This is a genomic window from Alteromonas sp. AWM4_230 (assembly GCF_056158305.1).
This window is the reverse complement of record NZ_JBSWTB010000001.1, coordinates 2,890,289-2,916,090: the sequence shown is the minus strand read 5'-3', so window position 1 is coordinate 2,916,090 and position 25,802 is coordinate 2,890,289. Positions and strand designations below refer to the sequence as shown.

Annotated in this window: 22 protein-coding genes and 1 tRNA gene; 16 read left to right on the top strand and 7 right to left on the bottom strand. The window is 43.0% G+C overall.

Going from position 1 to position 25,802, the window contains the following annotated elements:
- Positions 1 to 178 precede the first annotated feature (178 nt).
- The 3 genes from ACXACS_RS12560 (at position 179) to ACXACS_RS12550 (ending at position 4,452) form a co-directional block, all read left to right on the top strand.
- The gene (locus ACXACS_RS12560; protein WP_474807016.1) at positions 179 to 2,575 is read left to right on the top strand and encodes a Lon protease family protein; all 2,397 of its coding nucleotides are present in this window, start codon (positions 179 to 181) and stop codon (positions 2,573 to 2,575) included.
- 159 nt (positions 2,576 to 2,734) lie between these two features.
- Positions 2,735 to 3,541 (top strand): alpha/beta fold hydrolase, encoded by an 807-nt coding sequence (locus tag ACXACS_RS12555; RefSeq protein ID WP_474807014.1) that lies wholly within the window; start codon positions 2,735 to 2,737, stop codon positions 3,539 to 3,541.
- Positions 3,538 to 4,452, top strand: a complete 915-nt coding sequence (locus ACXACS_RS12550; protein ID WP_474807012.1) for a GGDEF domain-containing protein — start codon at positions 3,538 to 3,540, stop codon at positions 4,450 to 4,452. Before ACXACS_RS12555 ends, ACXACS_RS12550 begins: the two co-directional genes overlap by 4 nt.
- 100 nt (positions 4,453 to 4,552) lie before the next feature.
- Here the strand turns inward: ACXACS_RS12550 and ACXACS_RS12545 are convergent, their stop codons facing one another.
- Together ACXACS_RS12545 and yhbY are read right to left on the bottom strand one after the other, a co-directional pair.
- Complete coding sequence (locus ACXACS_RS12545) at positions 4,553 to 5,329, bottom strand: 3-hydroxyacyl-CoA dehydrogenase (RefSeq protein WP_474807010.1); 777 nt, start codon at positions 5,327 to 5,329, stop codon at positions 4,553 to 4,555.
- Between the two features lie 114 nt (positions 5,330 to 5,443).
- Positions 5,444 to 5,737, bottom strand: coding sequence for a ribosome assembly RNA-binding protein YhbY (yhbY, locus tag ACXACS_RS12540; protein WP_014949363.1), 294 nt, complete (start codon positions 5,735 to 5,737; stop codon positions 5,444 to 5,446).
- 95 nt (positions 5,738 to 5,832) lie between these two features.
- Between yhbY and rlmE the strand changes: the two genes are divergently transcribed.
- From rlmE to ACXACS_RS12495, 9 genes are all read left to right on the top strand, one after another.
- A complete protein-coding gene (gene rlmE / locus ACXACS_RS12535; protein WP_014949364.1) occupies positions 5,833 to 6,462 on the top strand; it encodes a 23S rRNA (uridine(2552)-2'-O)-methyltransferase RlmE in 630 nt (209 codons plus the stop codon).
- A 101-nt stretch (positions 6,463 to 6,563) separates the two neighbouring features.
- Entirely contained in the window at positions 6,564 to 8,510 is a 1,947-nt protein-coding gene (gene ftsH, locus ACXACS_RS12530; RefSeq protein WP_179983328.1) for an ATP-dependent zinc metalloprotease FtsH, read from the top strand.
- Between the two features lie 148 nt (positions 8,511 to 8,658).
- Positions 8,659 to 9,483, top strand: a complete 825-nt coding sequence (gene folP / locus ACXACS_RS12525) for a dihydropteroate synthase (RefSeq protein ID WP_474807006.1) — start codon at positions 8,659 to 8,661, stop codon at positions 9,481 to 9,483.
- A 9-nt stretch (positions 9,484 to 9,492) separates the two neighbouring features.
- Positions 9,493 to 10,836, top strand: a complete 1,344-nt coding sequence (gene glmM, locus ACXACS_RS12520; RefSeq protein ID WP_474807004.1) for a phosphoglucosamine mutase — start codon at positions 9,493 to 9,495, stop codon at positions 10,834 to 10,836.
- 96 nt (positions 10,837 to 10,932) lie between these two features.
- Positions 10,933 to 11,676 carry a triose-phosphate isomerase gene (gene tpiA / locus ACXACS_RS12515; RefSeq protein ID WP_474807002.1) on the top strand — a complete coding sequence of 248 codons (744 nt, stop codon included), beginning with the start codon at positions 10,933 to 10,935 and terminating at the stop codon, positions 11,674 to 11,676.
- A 10-nt stretch (positions 11,677 to 11,686) separates the two neighbouring features.
- Entirely contained in the window at positions 11,687 to 12,124 is a 438-nt protein-coding gene (gene secG / locus ACXACS_RS12510; protein WP_474807000.1) for a preprotein translocase subunit SecG, read from the top strand.
- A gap of 16 nt (positions 12,125 to 12,140) precedes the next feature.
- Positions 12,141 to 12,226: transfer RNA gene (locus ACXACS_RS12505), tRNA-Leu, on the top strand.
- A 232-nt stretch (positions 12,227 to 12,458) separates the two neighbouring features.
- The gene (locus ACXACS_RS12500; RefSeq protein ID WP_474806998.1) at positions 12,459 to 14,753 is read left to right on the top strand and encodes an EAL domain-containing protein; all 2,295 of its coding nucleotides are present in this window, start codon (positions 12,459 to 12,461) and stop codon (positions 14,751 to 14,753) included.
- Between the two features lie 261 nt (positions 14,754 to 15,014).
- On the top strand, positions 15,015 to 15,173 hold the full coding sequence (locus ACXACS_RS12495) for a YqaE/Pmp3 family membrane protein (protein WP_015067141.1): 159 nt from the start codon (positions 15,015 to 15,017) through the stop codon (positions 15,171 to 15,173).
- A 151-nt stretch (positions 15,174 to 15,324) separates the two neighbouring features.
- On the opposite strand, the gene ACXACS_RS12490 is transcribed toward ACXACS_RS12495, so the two are convergent.
- The 3 genes from ACXACS_RS12490 to ACXACS_RS12480 all read right to left on the bottom strand — a co-directional run bounded on the left by ACXACS_RS12490 (position 15,325) and on the right by ACXACS_RS12480 (position 19,000).
- Complete coding sequence (locus tag ACXACS_RS12490; protein WP_474806995.1) at positions 15,325 to 15,780, bottom strand: hemerythrin domain-containing protein; 456 nt, start codon at positions 15,778 to 15,780, stop codon at positions 15,325 to 15,327.
- Between the two features lie 231 nt (positions 15,781 to 16,011).
- The gene (gene gdhA / locus ACXACS_RS12485) at positions 16,012 to 17,364 is read right to left on the bottom strand and encodes an NADP-specific glutamate dehydrogenase (protein WP_474806993.1); all 1,353 of its coding nucleotides are present in this window, start codon (positions 17,362 to 17,364) and stop codon (positions 16,012 to 16,014) included.
- Between the two features lie 7 nt (positions 17,365 to 17,371).
- Complete coding sequence (locus tag ACXACS_RS12480) at positions 17,372 to 19,000, bottom strand: diacylglycerol kinase family protein (RefSeq protein WP_474806991.1); 1,629 nt, start codon at positions 18,998 to 19,000, stop codon at positions 17,372 to 17,374.
- Between the two features lie 150 nt (positions 19,001 to 19,150).
- Between ACXACS_RS12480 and ACXACS_RS12475 the strand changes: the two genes are divergently transcribed.
- On the top strand, positions 19,151 to 19,681 hold the full coding sequence (locus ACXACS_RS12475; protein ID WP_474806989.1) for a DUF2878 domain-containing protein: 531 nt from the start codon (positions 19,151 to 19,153) through the stop codon (positions 19,679 to 19,681).
- Positions 19,682 to 19,700: 19 nt separating this feature from the next.
- Positions 19,701 to 20,405 carry an SDR family NAD(P)-dependent oxidoreductase gene (locus ACXACS_RS12470; protein ID WP_474806987.1) on the top strand — a complete coding sequence of 235 codons (705 nt, stop codon included), beginning with the start codon at positions 19,701 to 19,703 and terminating at the stop codon, positions 20,403 to 20,405.
- A 144-nt stretch (positions 20,406 to 20,549) separates the two neighbouring features.
- Here the strand turns inward: ACXACS_RS12470 and ACXACS_RS12465 are convergent, their stop codons facing one another.
- Both ACXACS_RS12465 and ACXACS_RS12460 read right to left on the bottom strand, forming a co-directional pair.
- The gene (locus ACXACS_RS12465) at positions 20,550 to 21,380 is read right to left on the bottom strand and encodes an HAD family hydrolase (RefSeq protein WP_474806985.1); all 831 of its coding nucleotides are present in this window, start codon (positions 21,378 to 21,380) and stop codon (positions 20,550 to 20,552) included.
- Between the two features lie 190 nt (positions 21,381 to 21,570).
- Positions 21,571 to 22,161 carry a hypothetical protein gene (locus ACXACS_RS12460; protein WP_179983340.1) on the bottom strand — a complete coding sequence of 197 codons (591 nt, stop codon included), beginning with the start codon at positions 22,159 to 22,161 and terminating at the stop codon, positions 21,571 to 21,573.
- A 706-nt stretch (positions 22,162 to 22,867) separates the two neighbouring features.
- Between ACXACS_RS12460 and ACXACS_RS12455 the strand changes: the two genes are divergently transcribed.
- Both ACXACS_RS12455 and putP read left to right on the top strand, forming a co-directional pair.
- Positions 22,868 to 23,914 carry a DNA topoisomerase IB gene (locus ACXACS_RS12455; protein WP_474806983.1) on the top strand — a complete coding sequence of 349 codons (1,047 nt, stop codon included), beginning with the start codon at positions 22,868 to 22,870 and terminating at the stop codon, positions 23,912 to 23,914.
- A gap of 368 nt (positions 23,915 to 24,282) precedes the next feature.
- Positions 24,283 to 25,797 carry a sodium/proline symporter PutP gene (gene putP, locus ACXACS_RS12450; RefSeq protein ID WP_474809265.1) on the top strand — a complete coding sequence of 505 codons (1,515 nt, stop codon included), beginning with the start codon at positions 24,283 to 24,285 and terminating at the stop codon, positions 25,795 to 25,797.
- Positions 25,798 to 25,802 lie beyond the last annotated feature (5 nt).

Genomic DNA, 25,802 nt, shown 5'->3' with positions numbered 1-25,802 from the left:
TATCAATATGAACAGAAACCTTAGAGCCTGCTCCTTATGCGTTAATCAATGCATTAAGACGCCAAGCTGGTTGTTTGTTGTGCAATTAACAACGTAAAGCTGCCTTATTAGAGTTAACCGTTTGACAGTGCTGTTAATTAGGGTTTCACTTAAGTAAAGAAACGAAAATAGAACAGGCATGTCTGTAGACACTAATATATATGCGTTAAATGTAGACGCGCTATCACCTACCATAAATCGCCGAGCGGTAAACAGTGCCTTAAAAGACGATGAAGCGCTAAACGCGACTTTTATTGGGCAAGAGCGTGCACGGGAAGCGCTCACGTTTGGATTAGGTATTAACACCAAAGGTTACAACCTTTACGTAATGGGTGAGCCTGCCACAGGGCGTTTCACTTTAGTAAAAGACTACATTGAACGCCAAGTCGCACAGCTTTGCGCACCCGATGATTGGTGTTATATCAACAACTTCGATGATGAACGCCAACCTGTAGCGCTAAAATTTCCGCCAGGTGGTGGCAAGGCATTTCAAAAAGATATGGCTGCACTTATTGATGATGTGTTGGATTCACTGCCTATTGCATTTGATAACCCTGGTTATCAGCGCCGCCGCGCCTCTATCTCCAGAGAGTTTGAACAAAAGTACGACGCTGCTATAGATGCTGTAGAGCGTTACGCACAAGCTAACGATGTTGCCCTTTACGAAGAGGGTGGGTCAATTACGTTTTCACCCATCATCAACGGCAAGCCGATAAGAGATACTGATTTTGCATCGCTCACTGACGAGCAGCGAGAAGGCTTTTATACGCTCATTGATGACTTAGAAAACAGACTGAGTGAAAGTCTGTTGAGTTTACCTACGTGGAAACGCGAAAACTCAGAGCGTCTGCGTGAGCTAGACAAAAAGACTGCAGAGCACGTGATTAAGCCGCTTATCAAAGTGTTTGAGCACAAATACGCCTCTGAGCTTGGGGTTATGAAGTATCTAAAACAGCTTAAAACCGCTTTGGTTAACGCTATCTTAGTTATTCGTAATGAAGAGCAAAAAGAGGAAAAGAGTGACGATTTTGATAAGAAGATATTTTTAGAAGAGCAGTTTCTTCCTAATGTATTGGTATCAAATAAATTAGACGATGCGGCACCTGTTATTTACGAGCCGAACCCTACCTATCAAAACCTCTTCGGTAAAATTGAATACACCAACATTCATGGTAGCGTATTTACCAATTACAGAATGATACAGTCAGGTGCGCTGCACCGGGCAAATGGTGGCTACCTTTTATTGGATGTCGACCAACTAATAGAGCAGCCCTTTGTGTGGGATACCCTGAAACTTGCCATTAAGTCTCAGCGCTTGCGCATGGATTTACCCCAGCAAGACGTGGGTATGGTGAATAACATCACGCTCAACCCTCAGCCTATCGACTTAAATGTGAAAATCGTTTTGTTAGGCTCCCGCGATTTGTACTACACCCTGCAAGATTATGATGATGAGTTTGACGAGCTATTCAGAGTACTAGTCGATTTTGATTTAGAAATCCCTGTTACTCGACAGGCACTTTTCGACTTTGTAGGCAAGGTGCGTGCGCATCTTAATACATTAGGGCTTGAGGGTATAACCGCTAATGCCATGTGCAGGTTGGTAGAGTATTCGCTTAGAATGGCGGAACACAAAGAAAAGCTTTCCGCGCATTTTGCTGAAGTTATCGAGCTGGTCAATGAAGCCTACTATTTCTGTAAGAAGTCGAATGCCGACACGCTAGAACTTGATCATCTAAAGACAGCATTAAGTGCCAAAAAACGTCGCACAGGCCGCGTTAGTCAAACGCTTTTAAACGATATTAAAGAAGGGCACGTGCTTATTGCCACTGAGGGCAAAGCGGTAGGAAAAGTCAACGGGTTAACCGTATTGGATATTGGCGACACCGCATTTGGTACACCCGCACGCATTACATCTACTGTGTTTGCCGGGGCAAGTGGCGTAGTTGATATCGAGCGTGAAGTAGAGCTTGGACAGCCCATACACTCTAAAGGGGTTATGTTGCTGAACGGCTATTTAGGTAATAAATACGCTCAGCACTTCCCGTTAACGTTATCTGCAAACATCGCATTAGAACAGTCATACGGTCATATAGACGGCGACAGTGCATCACTAGGCGAATTGGTTGCGCTTATATCTGCGCTGACTGAAATTCCATGCCTACAAACCTTGGCTATTACAGGTTCAATAAACCAATATGGTGAAGTGCAAGCCGTTGGCGGGGTAAACGAAAAGATAGAAGGCTTTTTTGACTTATGTCAGCACCGCGGCCTAACTGGTACGCAGGGCGTTATTATTCCTAAATCGAATGCGATAAACTTGGTATTAGATGCCACAGTTATCGACGCCGTGAAAAAAGGGCTATTTCATATTTATACGGTAGAAACCGTGGACGATGCGCTGACTATTTTGATGGAGCAAGAGGCCGGTAAAATTAGTAGTAAAGGGCGTTACCCTAAAAACTCCATTAACTACCATGCGGTAAACCGTTTATACAATATCGCGCTTATTGTGAACGGTGGTGATGGCGAATAGACGAAAAGATAATCTTATTCCTGAAATTGTAATGGTATCTTGGTGTAATATATAAGTAGTAATACATATGCTAGGCAGCATTGGTAATCATAACATTATTATCCGCATCAATGTTAGAACTAATCGTGCTGCCCCTTAAAAAAAATAAGAAGGTAAACCATGCAGCCAAGTTGCAGCGTAGTGGCTAGGAATAACGTCACAACTCATGGTTCAGGAAGTACGGTTATAATGTTAGCCCACGGTTTTGGCTGTGATCAGCAGATGTGGCGCCACCTATTACCCTTCCTTGTAGAAAAGTATAAAGTAGTTCTATTTGACTATGTAGGATGCGGTGCTTCTGATTATTCAGCTTACGATACTAATCGCTATGCGACACTCGATGGATATGCTCAAGATGTCATAGAAATATGTGAGGCGTTAAACCTCCAGGATGTAATCTTCATCGGGCACTCGGTTAGCAGTATGGTTGGCATGCGCGCGGCTATCCAATCACCTCACATTTTTTCTAAGCTTGCCATGGTATGTCCGTCCCCCTGCTTTCTAAATTTCCCCCCTGACTACATGGGAGGCTTCGACAAAGCAGATTTAGAAGAACTATTAAACCTTATGGATAAGAACTATGTGGGGTGGGCAAATTATTTAGCGCCTTTGGTAATGGGGCAAGATAATAACGCAGACTTAATTCAAGAACTTGAAACAAGCTTCTGCTCTACGGATCCTAAATATGCCAAGCCGTTTGCCAAAACTACGTTTTTCTCTGACGATAGAGCACAGCTCCCAAAACTAATGCTTCCTACACTTATTTTACAAAGCAAGCACGATAATTTAGCGTCAACAAACGTGGGGGAATACATGTATAACGCTATTCCGGACGCTAAAATGCATATCGTCGACGCCTATGGACATTGTTTACACATGACTGATCCGGCTACTGTGTTTACCCTATTTGAGGGGTTCGCAGCTTGAAAGAAGCAATAGAGGAAGACTTTCCCTGTTTGTTACTTAAATCGGATTTTGAAACGACAGAAATAAAATGGCTTAATCCTCATGCTAAGTCGTTTCTAGGGTTAGATTGGACTTCTGGGAAGAAAGTAATCGATATAGTCTCTAAGGCGAGTTCGATATTTTATGAAAGTTATATAAAACCAATACTCCTTGCCAATGGTGAATATCTAGAAGTTCAAATCACTTTGCTATCGGGCTCGGGCGCTAGAGTGCCCGCTGTAGCGAATATCACGGTCACAGGTAACATATTGTACTGGGCGATATACGTTGCAAAAGAACGAGATAAGCTTTATCAAGAGTTGTTAGAAGCAAAAGGCCAGCTTGAAAAGAAGACCGAAGAGCTTACGGCCGTAAGCCGTCGAGATACTTTGACTCCACTACTTAATCGTCGCGCGGCAAATGATGATGTGTTAAAAATGATTTCTCAATCCCGTCGCGCCTTTGTCCCTCTATCTTTTCTGCTTTTAGACATCGACTTTTTTAAGAAGATTAACGACGCCTTTGGCCATGAAGAAGGCGATAGAATACTAATAAAATTGTCTCACGTGTTGAAAGCGCATGTGCGTGAGACTGACGTTGTGGCGAGATGGGGCGGCGAAGAGTTTTTGATCGTGCTTTTTAACACGGATATAAAAGATATAAAACCTTTTAGCGAACGGCTGCATAATGGCATAAGCAAAATTAGTTTACCCAGCGGACAGGCCTTAACGGCAAGTATTGGTGCTGCTGTCTTAGAAAAAGATGACCTTGAACAAACGAACCCGATTGCTCACCAATTGCTAAAAGCTGATAAGGCACTTTACGAAGCAAAAGCTAATCAAAGAGCCCATACTCGAATTTATGATAGTGTTCGCGGTATCGTTAAGATCTAATTAAAACTAGGTATTTAATGGCGGTGTAGGTATTGACTACCCTAAGCGTTTAATATTCAACGAGGCGTTACCGATTGCCTCGTTGATTAACTTTCTTCGGCTATTTAGGCGGCATGCGAAGACCGCCGTCTAAGCGAATGGTCTCACCATTTAAGTAGCTATTGTTCGCCATGTGAATAACCAGTTTTGCGAATTCTTGGGGCAGCCCTAGACGCTTAGGAAACTGTACGTTGGCAGAAAGGGCGTCTTGCACCTTTTCAGGCATAGCAAGCAGCATAGGCGTGCCCATCACGCCAGGCGCTATCGTATTAACGCGGATGCCTAGCGGCGCTAAATCGCGAGCCATTGGCAGGGTTAGACCAATAATTCCACCTTTGCTTGCTGCATAAGCAGTTTGACCTATTTGACCTTCGTAACCTGCAACTGAAGCAGTATTGATAATAAGGCCGCGTTCGCCTTCATCGTTAACAGGCGACTGTTTGGCCATAGCTGCTGCCACCAAGCGCGACACATTAAAGCTGCCGACCAAGTTAATATCGATAGTTTTTTGAAAATCGCCAAGAGGGGCAGGGTTGCCTTCTTTATCGAGTAAACGTTTTGCGGGCGCAATACCTGCGCAGTTAACCACTAAAGAAATGGCGCCAAACCTTTCGGTTGTCGCGTCTATCGCCGCCTGAACAGAGGCCTCATCACGAACATCGGTTTTGGTGAAATGTGTATTGTCACTACCTAATTGTTCAACACGTTGCGCGCCAAGTTCGTCGTTTAGGTCGAAAAGGCTGACGTTGGCGCCCGCATCGCGAAGCGCGATAGCAGTGGCGTGACCAAGTCCTGAGCAACCGCCAGTGACAACGGCGGTAAGATTATTTAGCGTCATAGTTTTCCCTTAAACCCTATTTGTTCACTATTATTAACGTGATGTTAACGGGAAGTAAGAAGAAAAACTATGGTGCCGAAAGGGAACGGCACCTTTTATTCAGTTATTTTGCCGCTATTTTGGCAACTGAATTTTACAGTCTTCGCTTTGACGGTAGATAATTAGCGTATGACCAATTACCTGAAGCTTAACTGAGTTGGTTTCACGTACGATGGCATCCATGATAAGCGCTTTTTCTTCGCGATCATCAGTTGGTACCTTAACTTTAATTAATTCATGGTGACTAAGTGCGTTGTCGATTTCTGCAACGACACCTTCTGTCAGGCCGTTCCCACCTAGCTGCACAACAGGTTTTAACGGGTGTGCAAGACCTTTTAGGAATTGTTTCTGTTTATTTGAAAGTTTCATCTAGTAATATTTCTTACAATTAATCTGTTAGTTTATGCTTGAAATAACGTATTCTAACGCCATCTTCTCTACAATCCTAATGACATTGTACTGGAATGACAAAAAAGAAACACTCCGCCAGCAGTAAACGCTGGTTACAAGAACACGTCAACGACCATTATGTGCAAAAAGCAAATAAGGAAGGTTGGCGCTCGCGAGCTATTTATAAACTGGAAGAAATCCAGAAAAAAGATAAGCTTATAAAACCAGGAATGACACTTGTAGACCTTGGTGCTGCACCGGGGGGCTGGTCTCAGCTAGCTGCACAGCTTGTTGGCGACAATGGTCAAGTTATCGCGTGCGATATTTTGCCCATGGATCCGATAGTTGGCGTAGACTTTCTACAAGGTGATTTCAGAGAGGACGCGGTTCTCGACGCACTATTGAACAGAATCGGTGGGAACACCGTAGATATTGTGTTGTCTGATATGGCACCGAACCTTGCAGGTAACGCTTCGGTTGACCAATCTCGCTCTATGTACCTTTGCGAACTAGCGCTAGATATGTGTCACCAAGTTTTAAAGCCTGGAGGTTCTTTTGTCATTAAGGTGTTCCAAGGTGAAGGTTTTGTTGAGTTCATGAACGCACTTAAACAATCTTTCACAACCATAAAGACGCGTAAGCCTGACTCGTCCAGATCACGTTCTCGTGAGGTGTATTTGGTGGCTTGTGGGTATAAAGTGTAGTACGCTTTGGGTTAAGCGGTTTTCGTTGCGAGTTGTGCCGTTTATTCAATAAACAACTTGTTGAATATACAAGCAATTCGGGTTTATAGAGGTTAGTAGCATTGAGCGATATGGCAAAAAATTTAATCTTATGGTTAGTCATCGCCGTTGTTTTAATGTCGGTTTTTCAGAGCTTTTCACCGAGTGAATCGTCTCGTTCGCAAACTGACTACACAACGTTTTTGAGAGAAGCAGAACAGGGAAATATTCGTGAAGTTCGCATCAACAATAGTGGCGAAATTCGCGGTACAAAGCGTTCAGGCGAAACTTTCCAAACATTCGTACCTTACTTCGACGACAAGTTAGTATCTGACTTAGTTAAAAACGACGTAAGAGTTTACGGTGAACCACCGGAAGAGCAGTCTCTTCTAACGTCAATTTTCATTTCATGGTTCCCCATGCTATTGCTTATTGGTGTATGGATTTTCTTCATGCGTCAAATGCAAGGTGGCGGCGGCCGTGGCGCTATGTCTTTCGGAAAGAGCAAAGCTCGCTTACTTGGTGAAGACCAAATCAAGACGACATTTGCCGACGTAGCAGGCTGTGATGAAGCTAAAGAAGACGTATCTGAGTTGGTAGATTTCCTTCGCGACCCGTCTAAGTTCCAGAAGCTTGGCGGTAAAATTCCGAAGGGCGTACTTATGGTAGGTCCTCCTGGTACGGGTAAAACGTTACTTGCGAAAGCTATCGCGGGTGAAGCAAAAGTACCTTTCTTTACTATCTCGGGTTCTGATTTCGTTGAGATGTTCGTGGGTGTTGGTGCATCGCGTGTTCGTGATATGTTCGAACAAGCCAAAAAAGCAGCGCCTTGCATTATCTTCATTGACGAAATTGATGCGGTAGGCCGTCAACGTGGTGCTGGTTTAGGTGGTGGTCACGACGAGCGTGAACAAACACTTAACCAAATGCTTGTTGAAATGGACGGCTTTGAAGGCCACGAAGGCATCATCGTTATTGCGGCAACTAACCGCCCAGACGTTCTTGACCCTGCGCTACTTCGCCCTGGTCGCTTCGACCGTCAGGTTGTAGTAGGTCTGCCAGATATTCGCGGTCGTGAACAAATTCTTAAGGTTCATATTCGCAAAGTACCTGTTGCTGACAACGTAGAACCTTCTGTAATTGCTCGTGGTACACCAGGTTTCTCAGGTGCTGATTTGGCGAACCTAGTAAATGAAGCCGCATTGTTTGCTGCCCGTGGTAACAAACGTCTGGTTTCAATGGAAGAGTTTGAGAAAGCGAAAGACAAAATCATGATGGGCTCTGAACGTAAGTCTATGGTGATGTCTGAGCCTGAAAAAGAAATGACAGCTTATCACGAAGCAGGTCACGCCATTGTTGGTCGCTTAGTGCCAGAGCACGATCCGGTTTACAAAGTATCGATCATTCCACGCGGTCGCGCGTTGGGTGTGACTATGTACTTGCCTGAGCAAGACCGTGTAAGTCATTCTAAACAACACTTAGAAAGCATGATTTCTAGCTTGTTTGGTGGGCGTATTGCTGAAGCCATCATTTACGGTGACGACAAAGTAACAACGGGTGCGTCTAACGATATCGAGCGCGCAACTGAAATTGCACGCAAGATGGTGACTCAGTGGGGCTTGTCGAGCAAAATGGGCCCAATGCTTTATGCTGAAGACGAAGGTGAAGTGTTCCTAGGAAAGTCTATGTCGAAGGCAACGAATATGTCTGATGACACAGCACGTGCTATTGATGCCGAAATCAAGTCATTGATTGACAGCAACTACGAACGCGCTCAAAAAATCCTTGAAGACAACATTGATATCTTACACTCAATGAAAGACGCACTGATGAAGTACGAGACCATTGATGCTAAGCAAATCGATGATCTGATGAACCGCACTGACGTTCGTCCTCCTGCAGACTGGGATGACAGCAAGCCGTCTGGTGGCGATAAGCCAAGTGGTGGTGCACCAGTTCGCGAAGGTGAAATTAAAAACGATGGTGTTGATAAACCGTCTGTAGGCAAGCCGGGCGATATTCCAAGCTAAGCCTTTACACTAATTAAAAAACGCCAGTTCAGCTGGCGTTTTTTGTTAGAGCAGTTTGATTTTAATCTAATGCTTATCGCTATCTCTGTGGGTTAAAATCAGTTTGCTTTATAGCTTCATCTTTAAAGAACAATAATGCGAGTAATTCATGCAGTTTGGAAAGCACTTCGTCGACCTATCACAGTCTCATGTGATGGGCATATTAAATGTAACCCCTGACTCTTTCTCTGACGGTGGCAAGCACGCCAATGTGACGCAAGCCGTTGAACATGCGCATCGTATGATAGGTGATGGCGCGACCTTCATTGACATTGGTGGAGAATCTACGCGACCTGGCGCCCCTGATGTATCTTTGCAAGAAGAACTAGACCGCACAATACCTGTTATTGAGGCAGTCGCTAAAAATAGCGATGTTGTGATATCTATTGATACCAGTAAAGCAGAAGTAATGCGTGAAGCAGTCAACGCGGGTGCAGGGTTAATTAATGATGTACGTGCTTTACAAGAACCCGGTGCATTGGAAGCCGCAGCTCATGCTAACGTCCCCGTGTGCTTAATGCATATGAAGGGGCAACCTCGAACTATGCAAAACAACCCTGAATATAGTGATGTTATTGACGAAGTAAGCCAGTTTTTAATAGCTCGCGCAAAAGTATGTGAGCAAGCTGGCATTGCGAAAAAGTCGATATTGTTCGACCCAGGCTACGGATTTGGTAAAACGCTAGAGCATAACTATGCCCTGGTTAAACATCTGCCTGATATTATGTCGTTGGGCTTTCCTGTCTTAGTTGGAATGTCACGCAAATCAATGATAGGCAATTTGCTTAACAGAAAAGTAGATGAGCGCTTGGCTGGAAGCGTAAGCCTCGCTACAATTGTCGCCCAAATGGGCGCACAGATTATTCGCGTTCACGACGTTAAAGAAACAGCGGACGCTGTCAATATCGTGAAAATGCTGAATACGATTAAATAAGGAATAATAATGACTCAGCGCAAATATTTCGGCACCGATGGTATACGTGGAAAAGTGGGTGAGAGCAATATCAACCCAGAGTTTGTTACCAAATTAGGGTGGGCCGCAGGTAAAGTTCTAGCTGGCCGCGGCACAAATAAAGTACTTATCGGTAAAGACACACGTATATCTGGCTACATGCTAGAGTCCTCTCTAGAAGCTGGTCTATCGGCTGCAGGCATTAATATCGGCTTGCTAGGACCTATGCCCACACCGGCTATTGCGTATCTAACGAAAACATTCCGTTCTGAAGCGGGTATCGTAATCAGTGCCTCCCATAACCCTTTTTACGATAACGGCATCAAATTCTTCTCTGCTCAAGGCTTTAAGCTAGATGACGACATCGAGCTAGCTATTGAAGACATGTTAGAGCGCCCAATGACATGCGTAGCTTCTGACAAGTTAGGTAAAGCTACACGAATTAATGACGCAGCAGGTCGTTACATTGAATTTTGTAAGGGTACATTCCCGTCTGAGCTATCGTTAACAGGTCTAAAAATAGTGGTAGATTGCGCGCATGGCGCAACGTATCACATAGCACCAAACGTTCTTCGCGAGCTAGGCGCAACAGTCATTGAGCTGGGAACAGCGCCTGATGGCCTAAACATCAACGACGGCGTTGGCGCAACTTCTATGAACGCCATTGTAGAAAAGGTTAAAGAAACCGGCGCTGACCTTGGCTTTGCACTAGATGGCGATGGCGATCGCATTATGATGGTAGACCACCTAGGAAACGTTTTAGACGGTGACCAGATTGTTTACATCATTGCGCGTGACGCACTTAAAAATGGCAAAATGCAAGGTGGTGTCGTTGGCACCTTGATGAGTAATCTAGGTCTTGAAAATGCGCTTTCAAAGCTGGGCGTTCCATTTGTAAGAAGTAACGTAGGCGACAGATACGTGATGGAATTGCTGCAGCAAAAAGGCTGGGCTATTGGCGGTGAGAATTCAGGTCATGTACTTAACCTTAATATGAGCTCGACTGGTGATGGTATTGTTGCAGGGCTTCAGGTACTTGCTGCTATGTTACGCTCTCATATGGATCTCCATGATTTAGCGAGCGGTTTTGACATGTACCCGCAAACATTGGTTAACGTGCGTTACGCAAACCAAGAAGTGGATTACCTTTCACACCAAGATGTACAAAACGCTAAGAAAGAAGCGGAGTCTGCATTAGGTAAGACGGGTAGGGTATTACTGCGTAAAAGTGGTACTGAACCACTAATCCGTGTAATGGTAGAGTCGAACGACGATGCTCAATCTCATAAATGGGCTGAGCATATTGCAGAAACTGTTCGTAATCTCGCCAATTAGTTGGCGTAGCAGGAAATTTTGCTTTTTGTGCTTGTATCTTTTCAATTAAATAGTTAATATCACGCCCGCTTTAAAGACAGGGCTAAGGTCTGCGTTGTGAGTGAAAATGTAAGAAAGCCATTCGTGGCTGGCAATTGGAAAATGAATGGAAATTTGGCATTAGTTGCTGAATTTAATCAGAAACTTGCTGATGTAAAAGCTGAATCGGAAATCGTGATTTGTGCTCCTTCTCTACTTTTACATGCTTTTGAAACTCGTTCATTTGCTATCGGTACTCAAAACGTAAGTCATTTAGAAAATGGCGCACATACTGGTGAGCTATCAGTCCAAATGCTTAAAGAAGCAGGTTGTGAGTACGCAATCGTTGGGCACTCTGAAAGACGCGAAGACCAAGGTGAGTCAAGCGAACTTGTAGCGCTAAAAGCTAAGCAGTGTGTCGCATCTGGCATAGTTCCTATCATTTGTGTGGGTGAACCCCTTGAAGTGAGAGAGGCTGACAACGTAGAGTCGTTTGTTGGTGAACAGCTAGACGCACTTGTTAATGCAATGTCTGTGGATGAACTAAGCAAAACAGTTATAGCTTACGAACCAATTTGGGCAATAGGTACAGGTAAAACTGCAAGCCCAGAACAAGCACAAGACGTTCACGAATTTATTCGTGGCTACTTTAATAAAGTAGACACAGAGCTGGCACAGGGCCTACGTATTTTATACGGCGGAAGTGTTAAGCCAGATAATGCCAACACCTTGTTTGCGCAAAAAGACGTAGATGGCGGTTTGATTGGCGGGGCCAGTTTAAAGGCTGAAGATTTTATTTCAATTTGCCAAGCGGCAAACTGACGAGGTATTTATGATTTACGAAGTGCTATTAGTAGCATACCTAATTGTTGCACTTTTACTTATTGGATTTGTTCTAATTCAACAGGGTAAAGGCGCAGATATGGGCGCTTCATTTGGCTCAGGTGGTTCAAACACAGTATTTGGCTCGTCTGGTTCTGGTAACTTTATGACGCGTACCACTGGTATTTTAGCGGGTTTATTTTTCTTCATTAGCCTTACTTTAGGTGCATTGACCGCTAACCGCGAAAGTGCTGAAGATGAATGGAACAACTTAGAAGTTCCAGCGGCTGTTGAAGAACCAGTACAGCTTCCGGCTGACCAGGATGTACCAGTTATTGAAGACGCGGCGCAAAGCGACGTGCCAGCGGTTGAAGCTGATGCTTCTGATGTGCCAGCAGCTGATGGCTCTGATGTTCCAGTAGCTGATGGCTCTGAAGGTTCAAACTAAGTATATAAAAAGTTTCGCGGAAGTGGTGGAATTGGTAGACACGCCATCTTGAGGGGGTGGTGAGCATAGCTCGTGCGGGTTCAAGTCCCGCTTTCCGCACCAAATAGAATCAAAAGCCAGCGCTATGCTGGCTTTTTGCTTTTCTCCGCTTTTTTGCTGTAGTAGCGCAGCTTTAGCAAATATCTGGTTGAGAACAAGACATTTGTAACAAAGCGTTAAAATCTAAAATTTACAGGATGTTATACCTGTCCCTATAATAGTTAATCAGCTATTCTTAACATCAATATCTATTTCGACTGCTTTAAATTCACAACAATCTTCACGGGGCACTATAGTGCAAAAGACACTAAGCCAGACTTTATTCCAAACCTTGTTAATTGGGATTGTTATAGCATCACTTCTGATTATTGGCGCTGTTTGGCGTTCTGCAAACACTCTCGTTGTTCAGAATATCGATCACGATATTCAATTGGCTGAAAAAGTTTTCGATAAAGTTGTTGCCGACAGGCAAGCCGTTATTAAAAGTGTATCTAAAGTCTTGGCTCGTTCCTTTGATTTTAGGCGCGCCGTTGGAACCGAGAATATTCCCTCTATTGAAGCTGCATTTACGAGTTATGCAGATCGCCTAAATACCAAAATTATCGCGTTAGTGAGCCTAGACCACAAAGTTGTTGCAACCCATACAGACTTATTCGAAGTTGGTCAGGATGTAGAGAGCAGTTTATCGCTCGTTGCAAAAGATCGAGACAGCGGCTTTTTTGTTGTATCTAATGATTTAATTCAGCTTAACCTTATTCGGGTAGAGATCCCTACACTCAGATATTACATGCTAATTGGTGTTGAATTTGACGATGATTTACTGGAACAGCTAAAACAACTTGTTGATGCAGAGATTATTATTTCTAAAGCAGATTCAAACGAGATCATTAAAGCAACATTAGATAAAGGTGAAGCACATCGAATAATTACATCAGAACAAGACCCGTCTTGGGTGGATGTGACCTTTAAAGACGAATTAACTTACTTGGCGCGTAAGGTAAGCATAGGCTCTGAGCAAAATTTACCTGTCGCTATTACATTAGCCGTCGATACAACGTCTTATTTCAACGCCTTTACGAGAGTTCAATTAACCATTTTAGCATCCTGTCTGCTAGCAATTTTAGTTGCACTCGGGCTTTCTCTGTTTCTTGCAAGAAATGTGAGCGAGTCTGTCTCTAAACTAGTTAAAGCCGTAAATAAAGTAGCATCGGGTAGTTATGGTTCAACTCTTGAATCACCGTCGAAACTAAAAGAAATTACAGAACTTGCCGTCGCCGTAGACAGCATGCAAGAGAGTATTAAGAGTCGTGAAAAGCACATTCGCTACCAGGCGGAACACGATGTATTAACCGGTCTTTTCAATCGTAATTATGTTGAAGACTATTTTGAGTCACAAATAAAAGAGGGGCAAGCGGTTCAAGTTGTAGCTATAACGGTTATTGGGTTTAGAACCATAAATGACTTATATGGTTACTCAAATGGTGATAACACGTTAAAGGCACTTTCTGAACGTTTGCAGCGCTGGCCGGGCACCTCAGCACGGCTTGCTGGCGGCGAGATACTGTATATTTCACACGAATCGTTAAACGACGATCAGTTGGAAACACTTAAACACATTTTGGAACAGCCTGTTGAGAGCAACTTAATCGCCATACCCGTTAAAGTTGCTATGGCGATAATCGAGTGTCCTCAAGATGCCTCTTCTTCTGAAGAACTATTTAGAAAGATGAACATAGTGACCGATGAGGCTATTCATAGTGATAGCTGGTGTGTGCGGTATCGGACCGATTTAGAGGATAGGTATAATCGCAGGCTTGCCATAACAACGGAATTGAAGCGGTCGCTTGTAAGCCAGCAGGACGAATTGTCTATGGTTTACCAGCCCAAGGTTGACTTGCAAACGATGAAAGTTTGCAGCATGGAGGCGTTGATCCGCTGGAACAATAGCGCGCTTGGTTTTGTACCGCCAGATGAATTTATTACTATTGCCGAGCAAGCAGGGTTGATAGAGCAAGTAACGACCTGGGTGATGCAGCAAACCATTACTGACTTATCTTACTTTAGATCGAAAGGTTATCGGTTCACCGTTGCTATGAACCTGTCGACGCAAGACATTCAAAATAAAGTGTTACTCAGCAAGCTAGTAGCCCTGTTAACGAAAGAAGGGCTATCGCCAGAATCTTTAGAGCTTGAAATAACCGAAAGTGATTTAGTTGCTGATGCATCACTTGCCATTGAAAACCTTAACGAATTAACCGCCAGAGGCTTTCACTTCGCAATTGATGACTTTGGTACTGGCTATTCGTCATTGGCCTATTTAAAGAACTTACCTGTTAAAACGATTAAAATAGACAAGAGCTTTATTCTTTCTCTGGCTAGCGATGAGAACGATCAACAAATTGTTCATACTGTGCTTAGTTTGGCGAATGTCTTTAATTTGAAAGTGGTCGCCGAGGGTGTAGAAGATTTAGCTTCCCTTGAAATTCTGAAAGAGTGGGGATGCGATATTGCTCAAGGTTATTATATTAGCCGTCCGCTGAATCGTTCAGACCTTGAAGATTGGCTTCAAAATACGCCTTTCGGTGAATAGCTTTCTTATAAGGAAAAGTTTATTTTCTAAGTATACGCAATGCTTTGTTGCTGGGTATGTACTTATATGAAGGTGATTTGTCTTCATTCCTGCCATTTGGCACTGTTCATGCGACTTGGCGTTGTTAAGGCGACTTGGCATTGTTAATGCAAAAACTAATAACGAGACGTATAGAAACGCTCTATAGGCCTAAATTTTTCACCACGTGTGAGTATTTTGCCTACTGAGTTGTGAAATTACTTCAAAAACAAGGAATTTATTATGGACATCATTCGTATACTTTTATCAATTTTACTTCCACCACTAGGCGTATTTTTACAAGTTGGCCTAGGTGCCCACTTTTGGATTAATATCCTGCTAACTATTCTTGGTTATTTTCCAGGCGTTATCCACGCAATTTATATCATTGCCAAAAAGTAGTTGATGTCACTTGCTATACTGCGCGAGTAACAATGCAATAAGTGTTGTAAAGCAGTAATGAAAACAAACAAAAGCCAGCTTTTTTAAGCTGGCTTTTTCATGTAACACTGATAAAAATGCGAAGCGCTTAAAAGCGCTTCAGTGTTTCTATTTAAGCCGTAATTTTTTCTTCGTCTAGCTCTTGTTTCATTTCTTTTTGATATTCTTCAGCAAGCTTGGTTTTCTGACGATCATTTAAAACATTGCCAGCAACTTGGAAAAACTCTTGCTCTTCATCGGCAAGGTGATGCTCTACCTTTTCTTGTAGATTCTTTAAATGACGTAACCAAGCAGGTGAACTCATGTCCGTTTCGTCTAACTTCGATAGCAGTTCATCAATTTCATGGTGTTCTGCGATACCGTGGCGCGTTAAATCCACCGTAGAATCTTTCTCTAACAGGTGAGTATAAAAATGGCGCTCTTCCGCAATCGCATGACTTTCAAGCTGTGTTTTTAACTCTTCAAAGTATTCGCGACGTGCCGCAGTGTTACCGCTAGTTTCAGCCAAGATCTTCAACAGTAAACGTTGTTTCTCGTGGTCCTGACGCAGTGCTTCAAAAATTTTCATGGTAAGTTCCTTTTGCATATTTAAAAGTGAATGACACTTCTAGTAATGCGATTTTTATTCCATGAATCTTATGTGTATTAGTTTATGATTTTGCTTGCTTTTCTTGGTTCATCGTCGACTAAAAGGTAGGGGTAGCAAAGATGTAGAGCAATATTTACAAAGGGGTTGCCGATAAATTCACGGCGGCTTTACCGTAAACCTATCGACAAGCTGCGATAAAAAGGAGAGGGGTTATACGCCTTGTGCGACCATGGCGTCAGCAAGTCGCCTGAACGCTGCAATGTTAGCGCCCTTCATATAATTTACGTACTTGCTATCACCACTGTCTACCTTTCCTTCGTCTAGACAGCGTTGATGAATACTCTCCATAATAGAATATAGTTGGTCATCTAGCGTATTAGCGTCACGTTGATTGAACATTGCGTTTTGGCTCATTTCTAAGCCAGATAAAGCAACACCGCCCGCATTTGATGCTTTACCCGGAACGTAAACAATTTTAGCGTCTAAAAAGCGTGATTGCGCTTCGTTCGTGCACGGCATGTTCGCACCCTCTAAAACCATTTGGCAGCCATTATCCAGTAATGCTTTTGCGTCGTCTTCGAGTAGCTCATTCTGCGTTGCGCAGGGTAGAGCAATATCACATTTCAAATGCCATGGCTTTTTATCAGGTACCCACTTACCCATGCTTTCGTCAGCCATATCCGCAAGAATATTGTTACGGTTTGCGTGATTATCTATCGCCCATTTAAGCGCAGTATCAGTTAACCCATCTTCATTATGTAAAAGCCCTCGACTATTAGAGAGGGAGATAACCTTCCCACCTTTTTCTACCGCTTTAAGTGCGCCATGCAGTGCTACATTACCCGCACCAGATACTGCTATGGTCTGGCCTTCTATTTTTGCATCTCGGTGCTTGCACGCAGCTTCTAAAAAGTAGATTAAGCCAAAGCCTGTCGCTTCTGTTCGAACATAGCTGCCGCCAAATTCTAAGCCTTTACCTGTTAATACACCTTCAAACTTATTGTTTAACCTGCGGTACTCGCCATAAAGGTAGCCTATTTCACGGGCTCCAACATTAATGTCGCCAGCTGGTACGTCGGTATTGGCGCCTATGTGTCGCTGTAGCTCACGCATAAATGCTTGGCAAAACAGCATAATGTCTCGGTCGGTTCGACCTTTAGGGTTAAAGTCTGAACCGCCTTTGCCGCCACCCATAGGAAGGCCAGTCAACGCATTTTTAAAACATTGCTCAAAGGCTAAAAACTTTAGCACCGATAAATTTACGGTCGGGTGAAAACGCAGGCCGCCTTTATAAGGGCCCATTGCTGAGTTGTGCTGCACGCGCCAGCCTTGGTTAACTTCAATGTTGCCTTCACTGTTCATCCAAGAGACTGTGAAATAAATTACCCGTTCTGGCATGCAGATACGTCTTATTATATCGAATGCTTTGTATTGTTCATTTGCATTGTAAACAGGAACTATATCTTCAAGTACTTCATGTACAGCTTGCAGGTACTCCGTTTCGTTAGAAAATTTGTCATTGAGAAAGCTAAAAATTTCTTCGAAATTACTTTTCTGAGCCATGTATCAATTAATCCTTATCTTCAAAGTTGGCGAGTACGGTGAGACTTCTAGGAACGGTTTTTATAACAAGTTCATCGCCTTCATAGATTTCACCATCTACTGCATAGGCAGTAGGCTTATCGAATGTCAATGTTATAGATGATGCGCGTTCATGGCGTATGGAGTCTGATTGCTTTTTTGATTCGGCAGGGCTTAAAACGAGTTCGGCTAACGATGCAAACTGTCTGTCAGAGCTTGGTTGTGGCAATAGCCAGGTAAGATCTAATTTTCCGTCAGTAATATCTGGCTGCTCTGCGCCTTGCGCCAATGCCGTCGTCATAGGTGCAGCGTTGGCGATAACAAAACTAGGTGTTTCTAATGTTTCAGCCGCTTTATCATCTTTTGCTACTTCAAATGTCATGTTTTCGTTATTAGAAATGGCATTCCACAGTCCTTTTAAATAGGCGAACTGCCCGCCCACGTTCTTCTCTTCTCTATCAGCGGCCGAAATCATTTGCTCTTCAAACCCGACGGCTGCTACCAACAACATGACTTTATCGTTACAGGTTGCGGTATCAATCTTTAACGTGTCACCCCTTATTATGATGTCGCACGCTGTGCTTATAGGCATAACCTTACTAACATATCCGTGCAGTACTTGGCTAAGCGCATTGGCCGTTCCAAAGGGGATAATACCCATTGTGATGTCAGTATTAATTAACGCGGACGCAACTTCGGTCAACGTACCGTCTCCACCACAGGCAATGACAATCTCCGCTTTTTCATCTTTGGCCTGTTCTGCTAACGCTTTGCCGTCTATTTCAGGTGTGGTTTCTTTTATCGTTACCTTAAACTTTTCATTCAGTCTAGAAAGGACTTCGTCTCGGTACTGCTTCCATTTACCGCCGCCCGCCACCGGGTTTACAATCAATGTAAGATCTTTTCGTAAAGACAAGAGCCCGCCATCTCTTACTTTTTGTAACGACGCTAACTGTCGCTTATTGAGCCTTGCCGTTTGGCGTATTTGATTAATCTGTTTTAAGGCTTCATCTACACTTAAGTTTGGATTTTTTGCCAGAAGGTAAGCTGCTACCACTAGCACCGAACGGCCTCGGCCAAGTGCGCAGTGAACAACAACGTTTTTGTTGTCAGATATCTGTTGATTGAGCCAGTTGATAGCAAGAACAAGTTGCTCTGAGGTGGGACTAGTATGGTCCAAAACGGGTATGTTTAAATACTTATAATCTTCTTGATACGCTGTCCAATCTAACCCGTCAAACTCTGCGGTTACATCGAGGATGGCATCGACATTGTTTTCGTTAAGCAGGTCTACGTGCTTATTAGACATGCGGCATGCGAGAAAAAGATGAGGTTCAATTTTTTGGAGTGGGGGAACCTTGTCGGTTCTCCGTGCATACTCGTTATAAAGCCACGAACCCAGTAAGAAGGGTACGAAAACCCAACGGATATAGAAGGGAATAGATCCATCTTCGCGTTTGCGAAATAGACTTGGGTAATTAAGTAAATAGGCACTGCTTACCGCTATAAGCGAAAAGGCTGTCCATCCAAATGCAATTTTTAGCAATATCACAGGCACAGTTAGCGTTAGCACCAACGCTAGTAGTGCACCCAGTATGTAGTACTTAACCATTTTCACGAATAACACATCCTTTGTAATTGGAAAAAGCAAATAGCTTATGCATTCATACTTACACCCGTTTGTTTTCGTTTACTTTTGATAGCTTAGATTTGAACTATCACTAGACGGTAAGCGTATATTTTTTTATGAAAAGTAAGAGTGTTCGTAATGAATAAAACTGTGGTACTCAAAGTTGCCAATTTCGCCTGGTTTCAAGCCATATGGTGGTTAGTGATTCTGTTTCAAAATAGCGCTGTACTTCCCGTATTAGGGCTACTTTTGATTTGGATTGTATTCTCCCCGAAACGCGTCGAAGACCTAAAGCTTATGAGTGCAGTTTTTCTACTTGGCACTGTGGTCGACGCCTTACTCACTTTAAGCGGGTTATTTATTTTCAATCAGACAGAGGTGCTAGTGAGCTTTTGGCCAATTCCCATATGGCTTAGCCTTCTCTGGGCCGCGTTCGCGGGTACGGTTTATCACAGTCTAACTGTGTTTAACGGTCGAATGGGTATCGCTGCAATCGCGGGGGCTGTCTTTGCGCCTCTTAGCTATATAGCTGGAGCCAAGTTCGGTGCGGTCGAGTTAGGTACCAGCATGATGCTCTCTTATATTTTTATCGCTTTAGTGTGGAGTGTGATTTTCCCGCTGTGTTTTTATTTATCCAATCGCTTTGAGGCAAAACAAGCCCAAGCGTAAATGCAAGGAGTGTATTGGTATGACGAAAAACGTATTAGTAACTGGTGGCAATCGAGGTATAGGCCTGGAAATAGTGAAAGGAATGCTGTCTAAAGGCTACAAAGTATTGATGGGATGTCGAGATGAAGAGTCCGGTCTTGAAGCTAAAAAGGAAATAGTAGGTGGGGATATACATGTTATTGAACTGCCCCTTGATAACGAAACTGCCATTGTAGACGCGTTTGTGCGTGCTGAAGCCGTGTATGGCCCCATCGATATTCTGATAAATAACGCGGGGATATTAGACGATACCGATTGGAAGGAAGTTAATTCTGAAAGTTTAGCGAAATCTATGCAGGTGAACGTGAGTGCTCCTTTAACACTTATTCAGCAAACTTTACCGCAAATGATTGAACGAGGGTATGGTCGCATTATTAACATAAGCTCCAGTTACGGTAGCTTTGCGGAAGGCTTAAAAGGGCCTTTATGCTATGCAGTAACGAAAGCTGCCATTAATGCTCTTACCGTAAAAATGGCTGCCGAGGTCGATAAAGCTGCAGATGGCAAAAAGATTGATGTTACGGTAAACAGCATGACGCCTGGCTGGGTGCATACTCGAATGGGTGGCAGCGACGCGCCTAAAACTCCAGAAGAAGGTGCGGATACCGCAATTTGGCTAGCTACTATGGAAGAAGGTGGCCCTCACGGACAGTTCTTAAAAGACAGAGAGCCTATCGAATGGTAGCCCATGAACAAGTGAACATAATCTGGGCCCGCCATCTATAGGATTCAGCAATGGGCCCTTATTGAGGTGGACGCTTATAAAGGCTGGCTACATAAAGGTGGGCTACGTTTTCACCTTGTTCTGTAGCCTAAACGCCGAAAACGGTTAAAGTGAGAATCGCTCTCTTAAAAAGCGAGCGATTCCATCTTCATCATGATGCCCAATTACAGAAGTGGCGGCATCCTTAATATAAGGTTTGGCGTTTGAAGGCGCATAAGCTTCGTCAGCAAGTTTAAACATGCTTAAGTCGTTATCACTATCTCCAAAAACAATAACGTTGCTTGCGTCTAATTGATTGCGTAATGATTCAACTGCGCTGCCTTTATTAGCAAGGTTGTGGTGCACATCCATCCAACGGTACTCGTCGCCTTCAATCGCAGGGCCAGAATATGCGATTAATTCATCATGCATGTTTAATTGCTTGTACATATCGTAAACAAGGGCTGCATCGCCAATCATACTGATATTTGTGATATGAGCATTAGCAGGTAAGGTCTCGATGGTGGCAAGCCGCGCTTTTGTTCGCGAAAAGTATTTTTCGATTAAATCGAATTCCACTTGATGTTTCGGCGCTGAATGATAGATCACATGCTCGTGATTAGGGCTATCCATATTAACCGTGTTAATAAAAGGCGTAATATTGTTTTTGACGGCGTGCTCAATAATAAGGTTAACTTCGCTAGGGGCGAGCAGGTTTTCCAAGGTTAGGGCATTTCCGGTTGGGTCCCATATGGCTACGCCATTATTATAAATATGAGGCAGAACAAAAGACTGATCCTTCAGTACGAACTGCGCTGAATGCATGGTGCGCCCTGTAGCAACCGTAAAGGCAATGTCCTTTTCACTCAATAAGCCCAAGGTCTCTCTTGTGAAAGAAGAAATTTCTGAAGACTTATTTAACAAAGTCCCATCTAAATCAAAAAATATCAAATCCATACAATTGGTGCCTAGTCTTTCTTTCAAATTGCTACAAACCAAACGTTAAAGGGCAATATACGCGAAATTCGGTATATTGCCCTTCAATATCTTTTAAGAAGCGAGTTTTAAGTAGCAAGCTCAATCAACAATTAAATACTTTAACACATTCTGCCGTTTAGCATGCTTTCATGTCATGTAATTAATTTCACTACCGAATTGATTCAACCACGTTATCGCTATGCTGCTTCAACACCTGCGACACCTTTGATGATGATTGAGACTTTCTAAGATTAATCACTAACGCCACTTTGCCATAGCGAACGGCATGCCTTACCGTCTGTATCACTTCGTTTCTATCCGGGCGCAAGCCGATTAGCCCAGCTACGAACAGCCCAATGAAGAGGCCAGGGCTTATTAATGCAATGTAGGTAAACAATGGGTTTTGCTGCGTAAGGGCAGGCCCAAATTGAGTTAATAAGAAAGCGGCAATTAAGCCGGCTACAAGTCCAAGTGAACCAAGAAGAAGGTGAGAAGACCACATACTCTTTCCAATTGATTCGCTGTTTCGCTCTAGTTTTTCACTTAATTTAGCGTCACCTGCTTCAATGATCTCTATTTGCGATGATTCTACCGATGTTTTATTTTGTACTATCTCTAGTACTTCTCGTACTTTCTGCTTTGAACTAAATACAGCTGCTACTTGTAGCTCATCGTTAGAGACAACATTAGCCCTCAAGTTCTCATGCTCGCTACTTTTAGCGCTTTCTGAATCAACCTTGTTCGAATTCTGAATACTCATCTTTAAATCCTCGACTTCTTTCTTGGACTCTCTAATTAAATTCACTTAATTAGTTCAACATTAGTTCAACGCGTTACTTGCCGACAATCGGTTTCACATAAACCTCACAAGCAACTGTTTGCAGATGTCTCTTTCAACTGTCTGCAGCTATTTACTATTTGTAATTAACTATTCAATTTGTATTCCGCTGAAGTACAAGTAGCGCTAATACTTTAGTTTAATTTGTAAGGCGGTATTCTCTAAATAACTGAAAACTAGCGATATTTTATATTCATTACATATGATTTAGTTAATAAAAGGGCTGGCTATTGACGACAAATATTGGTGATGAAGGTGCCCCTACCAGCTTTACTGGTGAGGATAAGGGGTGATACTGCGATTATTTTACACGGGATGTGAAAAATTGTTACAGCGTAGGTTGAAAGCCATTGTTGATAGATAAAGCTCCGGGTAGATAAAGCTCTGGGTAGATAAAGCTCTGGCTAGATAAATAAACTCGGCGAAAGGTTTAGAGGCAAGTGATCAATTACCTTATTTAAGCTGTAAATTCTTCTTATAGTTAAGCGCTGTAGTTCGGGGGGAACTGACCTTTCCACCAAAACGCAACGGCATGTCAGTATTGAAGCAAAGCCGCCCTTAACGCGTGCTCTTACAGCTATTCAGTTGTTATTGTTTTGGGGCAAGTAGGGGAAAAGGAGTAACTAAAATGAAAAGGACTAAAGGCTACTGCAATGTGTATTCAGATGATAGCCACCTGACAATTAAACGCATCCCTTGCGGGAACAAACGTTTTTATTATCGCTACAGCAGTGGAAGAAAAGTAACGGGTGAGCGGGTGATTAAACGTATTAAGAAGCTTGTTATTCCACCCAATTGGCAAAACACTTTTATCAGCCGTGATAGTAAAGCCAGTATACAAGCCGTTGGCTATGATGAGAAAGGACGCAAACAGTATATTTACCATGACAAATGGCACGAACAGCAGCAAGTCGAAAAATTCGAGCGACTGCTTGCTTTCGGCAACGCCCTTTCTAAATTTCGAGAACACTGCCTTTCTTTGATTTCGCAACCAACTTGGACGCAAGAACGAGCATGTGCGCTGGTGTGCCTTCTGCTTGATTACACAGGTGCGAGGGTAGGCAATGCTCAATATAGTAAAGAAAATGAAACGTACGGGCTGACAACCTTGCGGCGTAAACACGTGCAATTACAGTGTGAGGATAGCGTTGAACTTGCCTACACAGGAAAGCATGGCAAGCCAAGAACCTTAAAGGTTAACGATCCGGAACTTGCCTCGCTGATTTGCGATTGCGCTCAGCAGCAAGGCTACTGCTTGTTCCGCTATCAAGATAAGAATAAGCATTGGCACGATGTCACTAGCGAGGACGTAAATGCGTTCATTCACAAAGAGCTAAGTGAGCAGTTCAGTTGCAAAGATTTTAGAACCTGGGCTTCTAGTCGTTTCGCATTAACTAACCTTCCTTACGTCTATGACCAAGTTAGTAATTCCAGAACCAAAAAGTGGGAAAGCACATTAAGCAAGGTCGTCGCCGCAGAACTTGGAAATACGCCCACAGTATGCCGAAAATATTATATTCATCCGAAGCTATTTACCGTTAAAAACGACAAGAAAGCGTGTGAGATGCTTATAGAAAAGGTGCGTTCACTAAATAACGAAGATTGTACACAACTAACCCAATTGTTGCCTGTAGAAAAGCTTCTTTTGGATGTTATTTCAGCTGAGTGTATGTAACAAAGCATTTTTAATGAAAATGTTTTAGCTGATAGTAAAGTTGTGCTTTTTCTATGCTTTAAGCGCCAAGTTTTATTGTTTCATGAATAGTTGGTGTTTTGTAAAACGCTGAATATTATAGTTAAAATATCTTTGTTTTTAATTAAAGTACCGTGAAACATGGTTGGTGTTAATTTAAACATCAATGCTGTTTAAACTAAGTTGTTTAAAAATTAAACTTGAAATTTTTTGTCAAATCCTTATATTGTTAGAGCTCTAATGATTATTGTTCGATTTAATTATTTGCATCGACCTATGTTGTAGCAAAAGTTCAGAATGGTAAATCATTGACGAGTTTTCGAAGAGCAATAGAGGAAATAACTAACGTTATGCCAATGGAAAGTTACCTATCACTCGGCGTTTATTTTATAGCGATGTTGGGGATAGGGTTGTTTGCTTACCGACAATCTACCAGTGATATTTCTGGTTATATATTGGGAGGGCGACAAGTAAGCCCTCAAGTTACCGCACTGTCTGCGGGTGCATCTGACATGTCAGGTTGGATGTTAATGGGTCTTCCTGGCGCCATGTATTTAACCGGTTTTGACGCGGTATATATCGCGATAGGCTTGGTTGCTGGTGCTTTAGCTAACTATTTACTAGTAGCGCCTAAACTTCGCGTTTATACCGAAGTGGCTAATGACTCACTTACTGTGCCTGAATTCTTTGCCAAGCGCTTCAATAAGCCAAATTCAAGCTTACGAATCGTTTCGGCGGTAATCATTGTACTGTTCTTTACGCTGTATACGTCTGCAGGCTTAGTAGCAGGCGGTAAGCTGTTCGAAAGTGCATTTTCGGTCGATTATCAACTGGGCTTGTTTATCACTCTAGGTGTTGTGGTGTCTTACACACTCTTGGGTGGGTTCTTAGCAGTGAGCCTTACAGACTTTGTGCAAGGGTGCATTATGTTTGTGGCATTGGTTTTAGTGCCAATTGTCGCATTTACCGAATTTGATAGCGTATCGCAAATGACAAGCGCCGCTTATCAATCTGTACCGAATTTTTCAGAATCGTTAGAAACGCTAACGATAGTCGGTTTGCTTTCAAGTTTAGGGTGGGGCTTAGGTTATTTTGGCCAGCCACACATTATCGTGCGGTTTATGGCAATTCGCTCTGTTAAAGCTATTGGAACTGCAAGAAATATTGGTATGTCGTGGATGACAGTGACAATTATTGGTGCATTGGCTACGGGCTTTGTAGGCATTGCTTATGCTAACCAGTTTGGCCTTGCAGTCGACGACCCAGAGACGATATTTATTATTTTCTCGCAGTTGCTTTTCCATCCATTAATTAGTGGATTTTTGATGGCAGCAATTTTGGCGGCCATCATGAGTACAATTTCGTCGCAGTTATTAGTTAGCGCAAGTTCGTTAACAGAAGATATTTACCGCGTAATGGTAAATAAAAAGTCGCCTGAAAAATCGTTAAGTGAAAAGCAAACGGTAACAATTGGGCGATATGGTGTAGCAGGTGTGGCTGTAGTTGCATTACTGTTAGCCATGGATGCGTCGAACACAATTTTATCTTTAGTAAGTAACGCTTGGGCCGGTTTTGGCGCCGCATTTGGTCCATTAGTACTGTTTTGTCTGTATAAGAAGGACCTGACAGCGAAAGCGGCAATGGCGGGCATGATAAGTGGTGCGGTAACCGTACTGTTTTGGATTTATGCGCCCGTTTTAGCTGACGGTAAAACGTTAAGCAGCGTTATTTATGAAATTATTCCAGGGTTTGCGGTGAGTACGTTAACGCTATATATGGTAAGTCGCCTTAGCGAAAACCCATCGTCGAACGTACAAGAAACGTTTGTGCAAGCCAGTGAAGAATTAGCGAATCAACAATCTTAAGGTTA

What these genes read in the sequence shown, in the direction of transcription:
- ACXACS_RS12560 (WP_474807016.1), top strand. Translation starts at nt 179, where the DNA reads ATGTCTGTAGACACTAATATATATGCGTTAAATGTAGACGCGCTATCA.
- ACXACS_RS12555 (WP_474807014.1), top strand. Translation starts at nt 2,735, where the DNA reads ATGCAGCCAAGTTGCAGCGTAGTGGCTAGGAATAACGTCACAACTCAT.
- ACXACS_RS12545 (WP_474807010.1), bottom strand. Translation starts at nt 5,329, where the DNA reads ATGACGCTAAATAATCTTACCGCCGTTGTCACTGGCGGTTGCTCAGGA.
- yhbY (WP_014949363.1), bottom strand. Translation starts at nt 5,737, where the DNA reads ATGAAACTTTCAAATAAACAGAAACAATTCCTAAAAGGTCTTGCACAC.
- rlmE (WP_014949364.1), top strand. Translation starts at nt 5,833, where the DNA reads ATGACAAAAAAGAAACACTCCGCCAGCAGTAAACGCTGGTTACAAGAA.
- folP (WP_474807006.1), top strand. Translation starts at nt 8,659, where the DNA reads ATGCAGTTTGGAAAGCACTTCGTCGACCTATCACAGTCTCATGTGATG.
- glmM (WP_474807004.1), top strand. Translation starts at nt 9,493, where the DNA reads ATGACTCAGCGCAAATATTTCGGCACCGATGGTATACGTGGAAAAGTG.
- secG (WP_474807000.1), top strand. Translation starts at nt 11,687, where the DNA reads ATGATTTACGAAGTGCTATTAGTAGCATACCTAATTGTTGCACTTTTA.
- ACXACS_RS12495 (WP_015067141.1), top strand. Translation starts at nt 15,015, where the DNA reads ATGGACATCATTCGTATACTTTTATCAATTTTACTTCCACCACTAGGC.
- ACXACS_RS12490 (WP_474806995.1), bottom strand. Translation starts at nt 15,780, where the DNA reads ATGAAAATTTTTGAAGCACTGCGTCAGGACCACGAGAAACAACGTTTA.
- gdhA (WP_474806993.1), bottom strand. Translation starts at nt 17,364, where the DNA reads ATGGCTCAGAAAAGTAATTTCGAAGAAATTTTTAGCTTTCTCAATGAC.
- ACXACS_RS12475 (WP_474806989.1), top strand. Translation starts at nt 19,151, where the DNA reads ATGAATAAAACTGTGGTACTCAAAGTTGCCAATTTCGCCTGGTTTCAA.
- ACXACS_RS12470 (WP_474806987.1), top strand. Translation starts at nt 19,701, where the DNA reads ATGACGAAAAACGTATTAGTAACTGGTGGCAATCGAGGTATAGGCCTG.
- ACXACS_RS12465 (WP_474806985.1), bottom strand. Translation starts at nt 21,380, where the DNA reads ATGGATTTGATATTTTTTGATTTAGATGGGACTTTGTTAAATAAGTCT.
- ACXACS_RS12460 (WP_179983340.1), bottom strand. Translation starts at nt 22,161, where the DNA reads ATGAGTATTCAGAATTCGAACAAGGTTGATTCAGAAAGCGCTAAAAGT.
- ACXACS_RS12455 (WP_474806983.1), top strand. Translation starts at nt 22,868, where the DNA reads ATGAAAAGGACTAAAGGCTACTGCAATGTGTATTCAGATGATAGCCAC.
- putP (WP_474809265.1), top strand. Translation starts at nt 24,283, where the DNA reads ATGCCAATGGAAAGTTACCTATCACTCGGCGTTTATTTTATAGCGATG.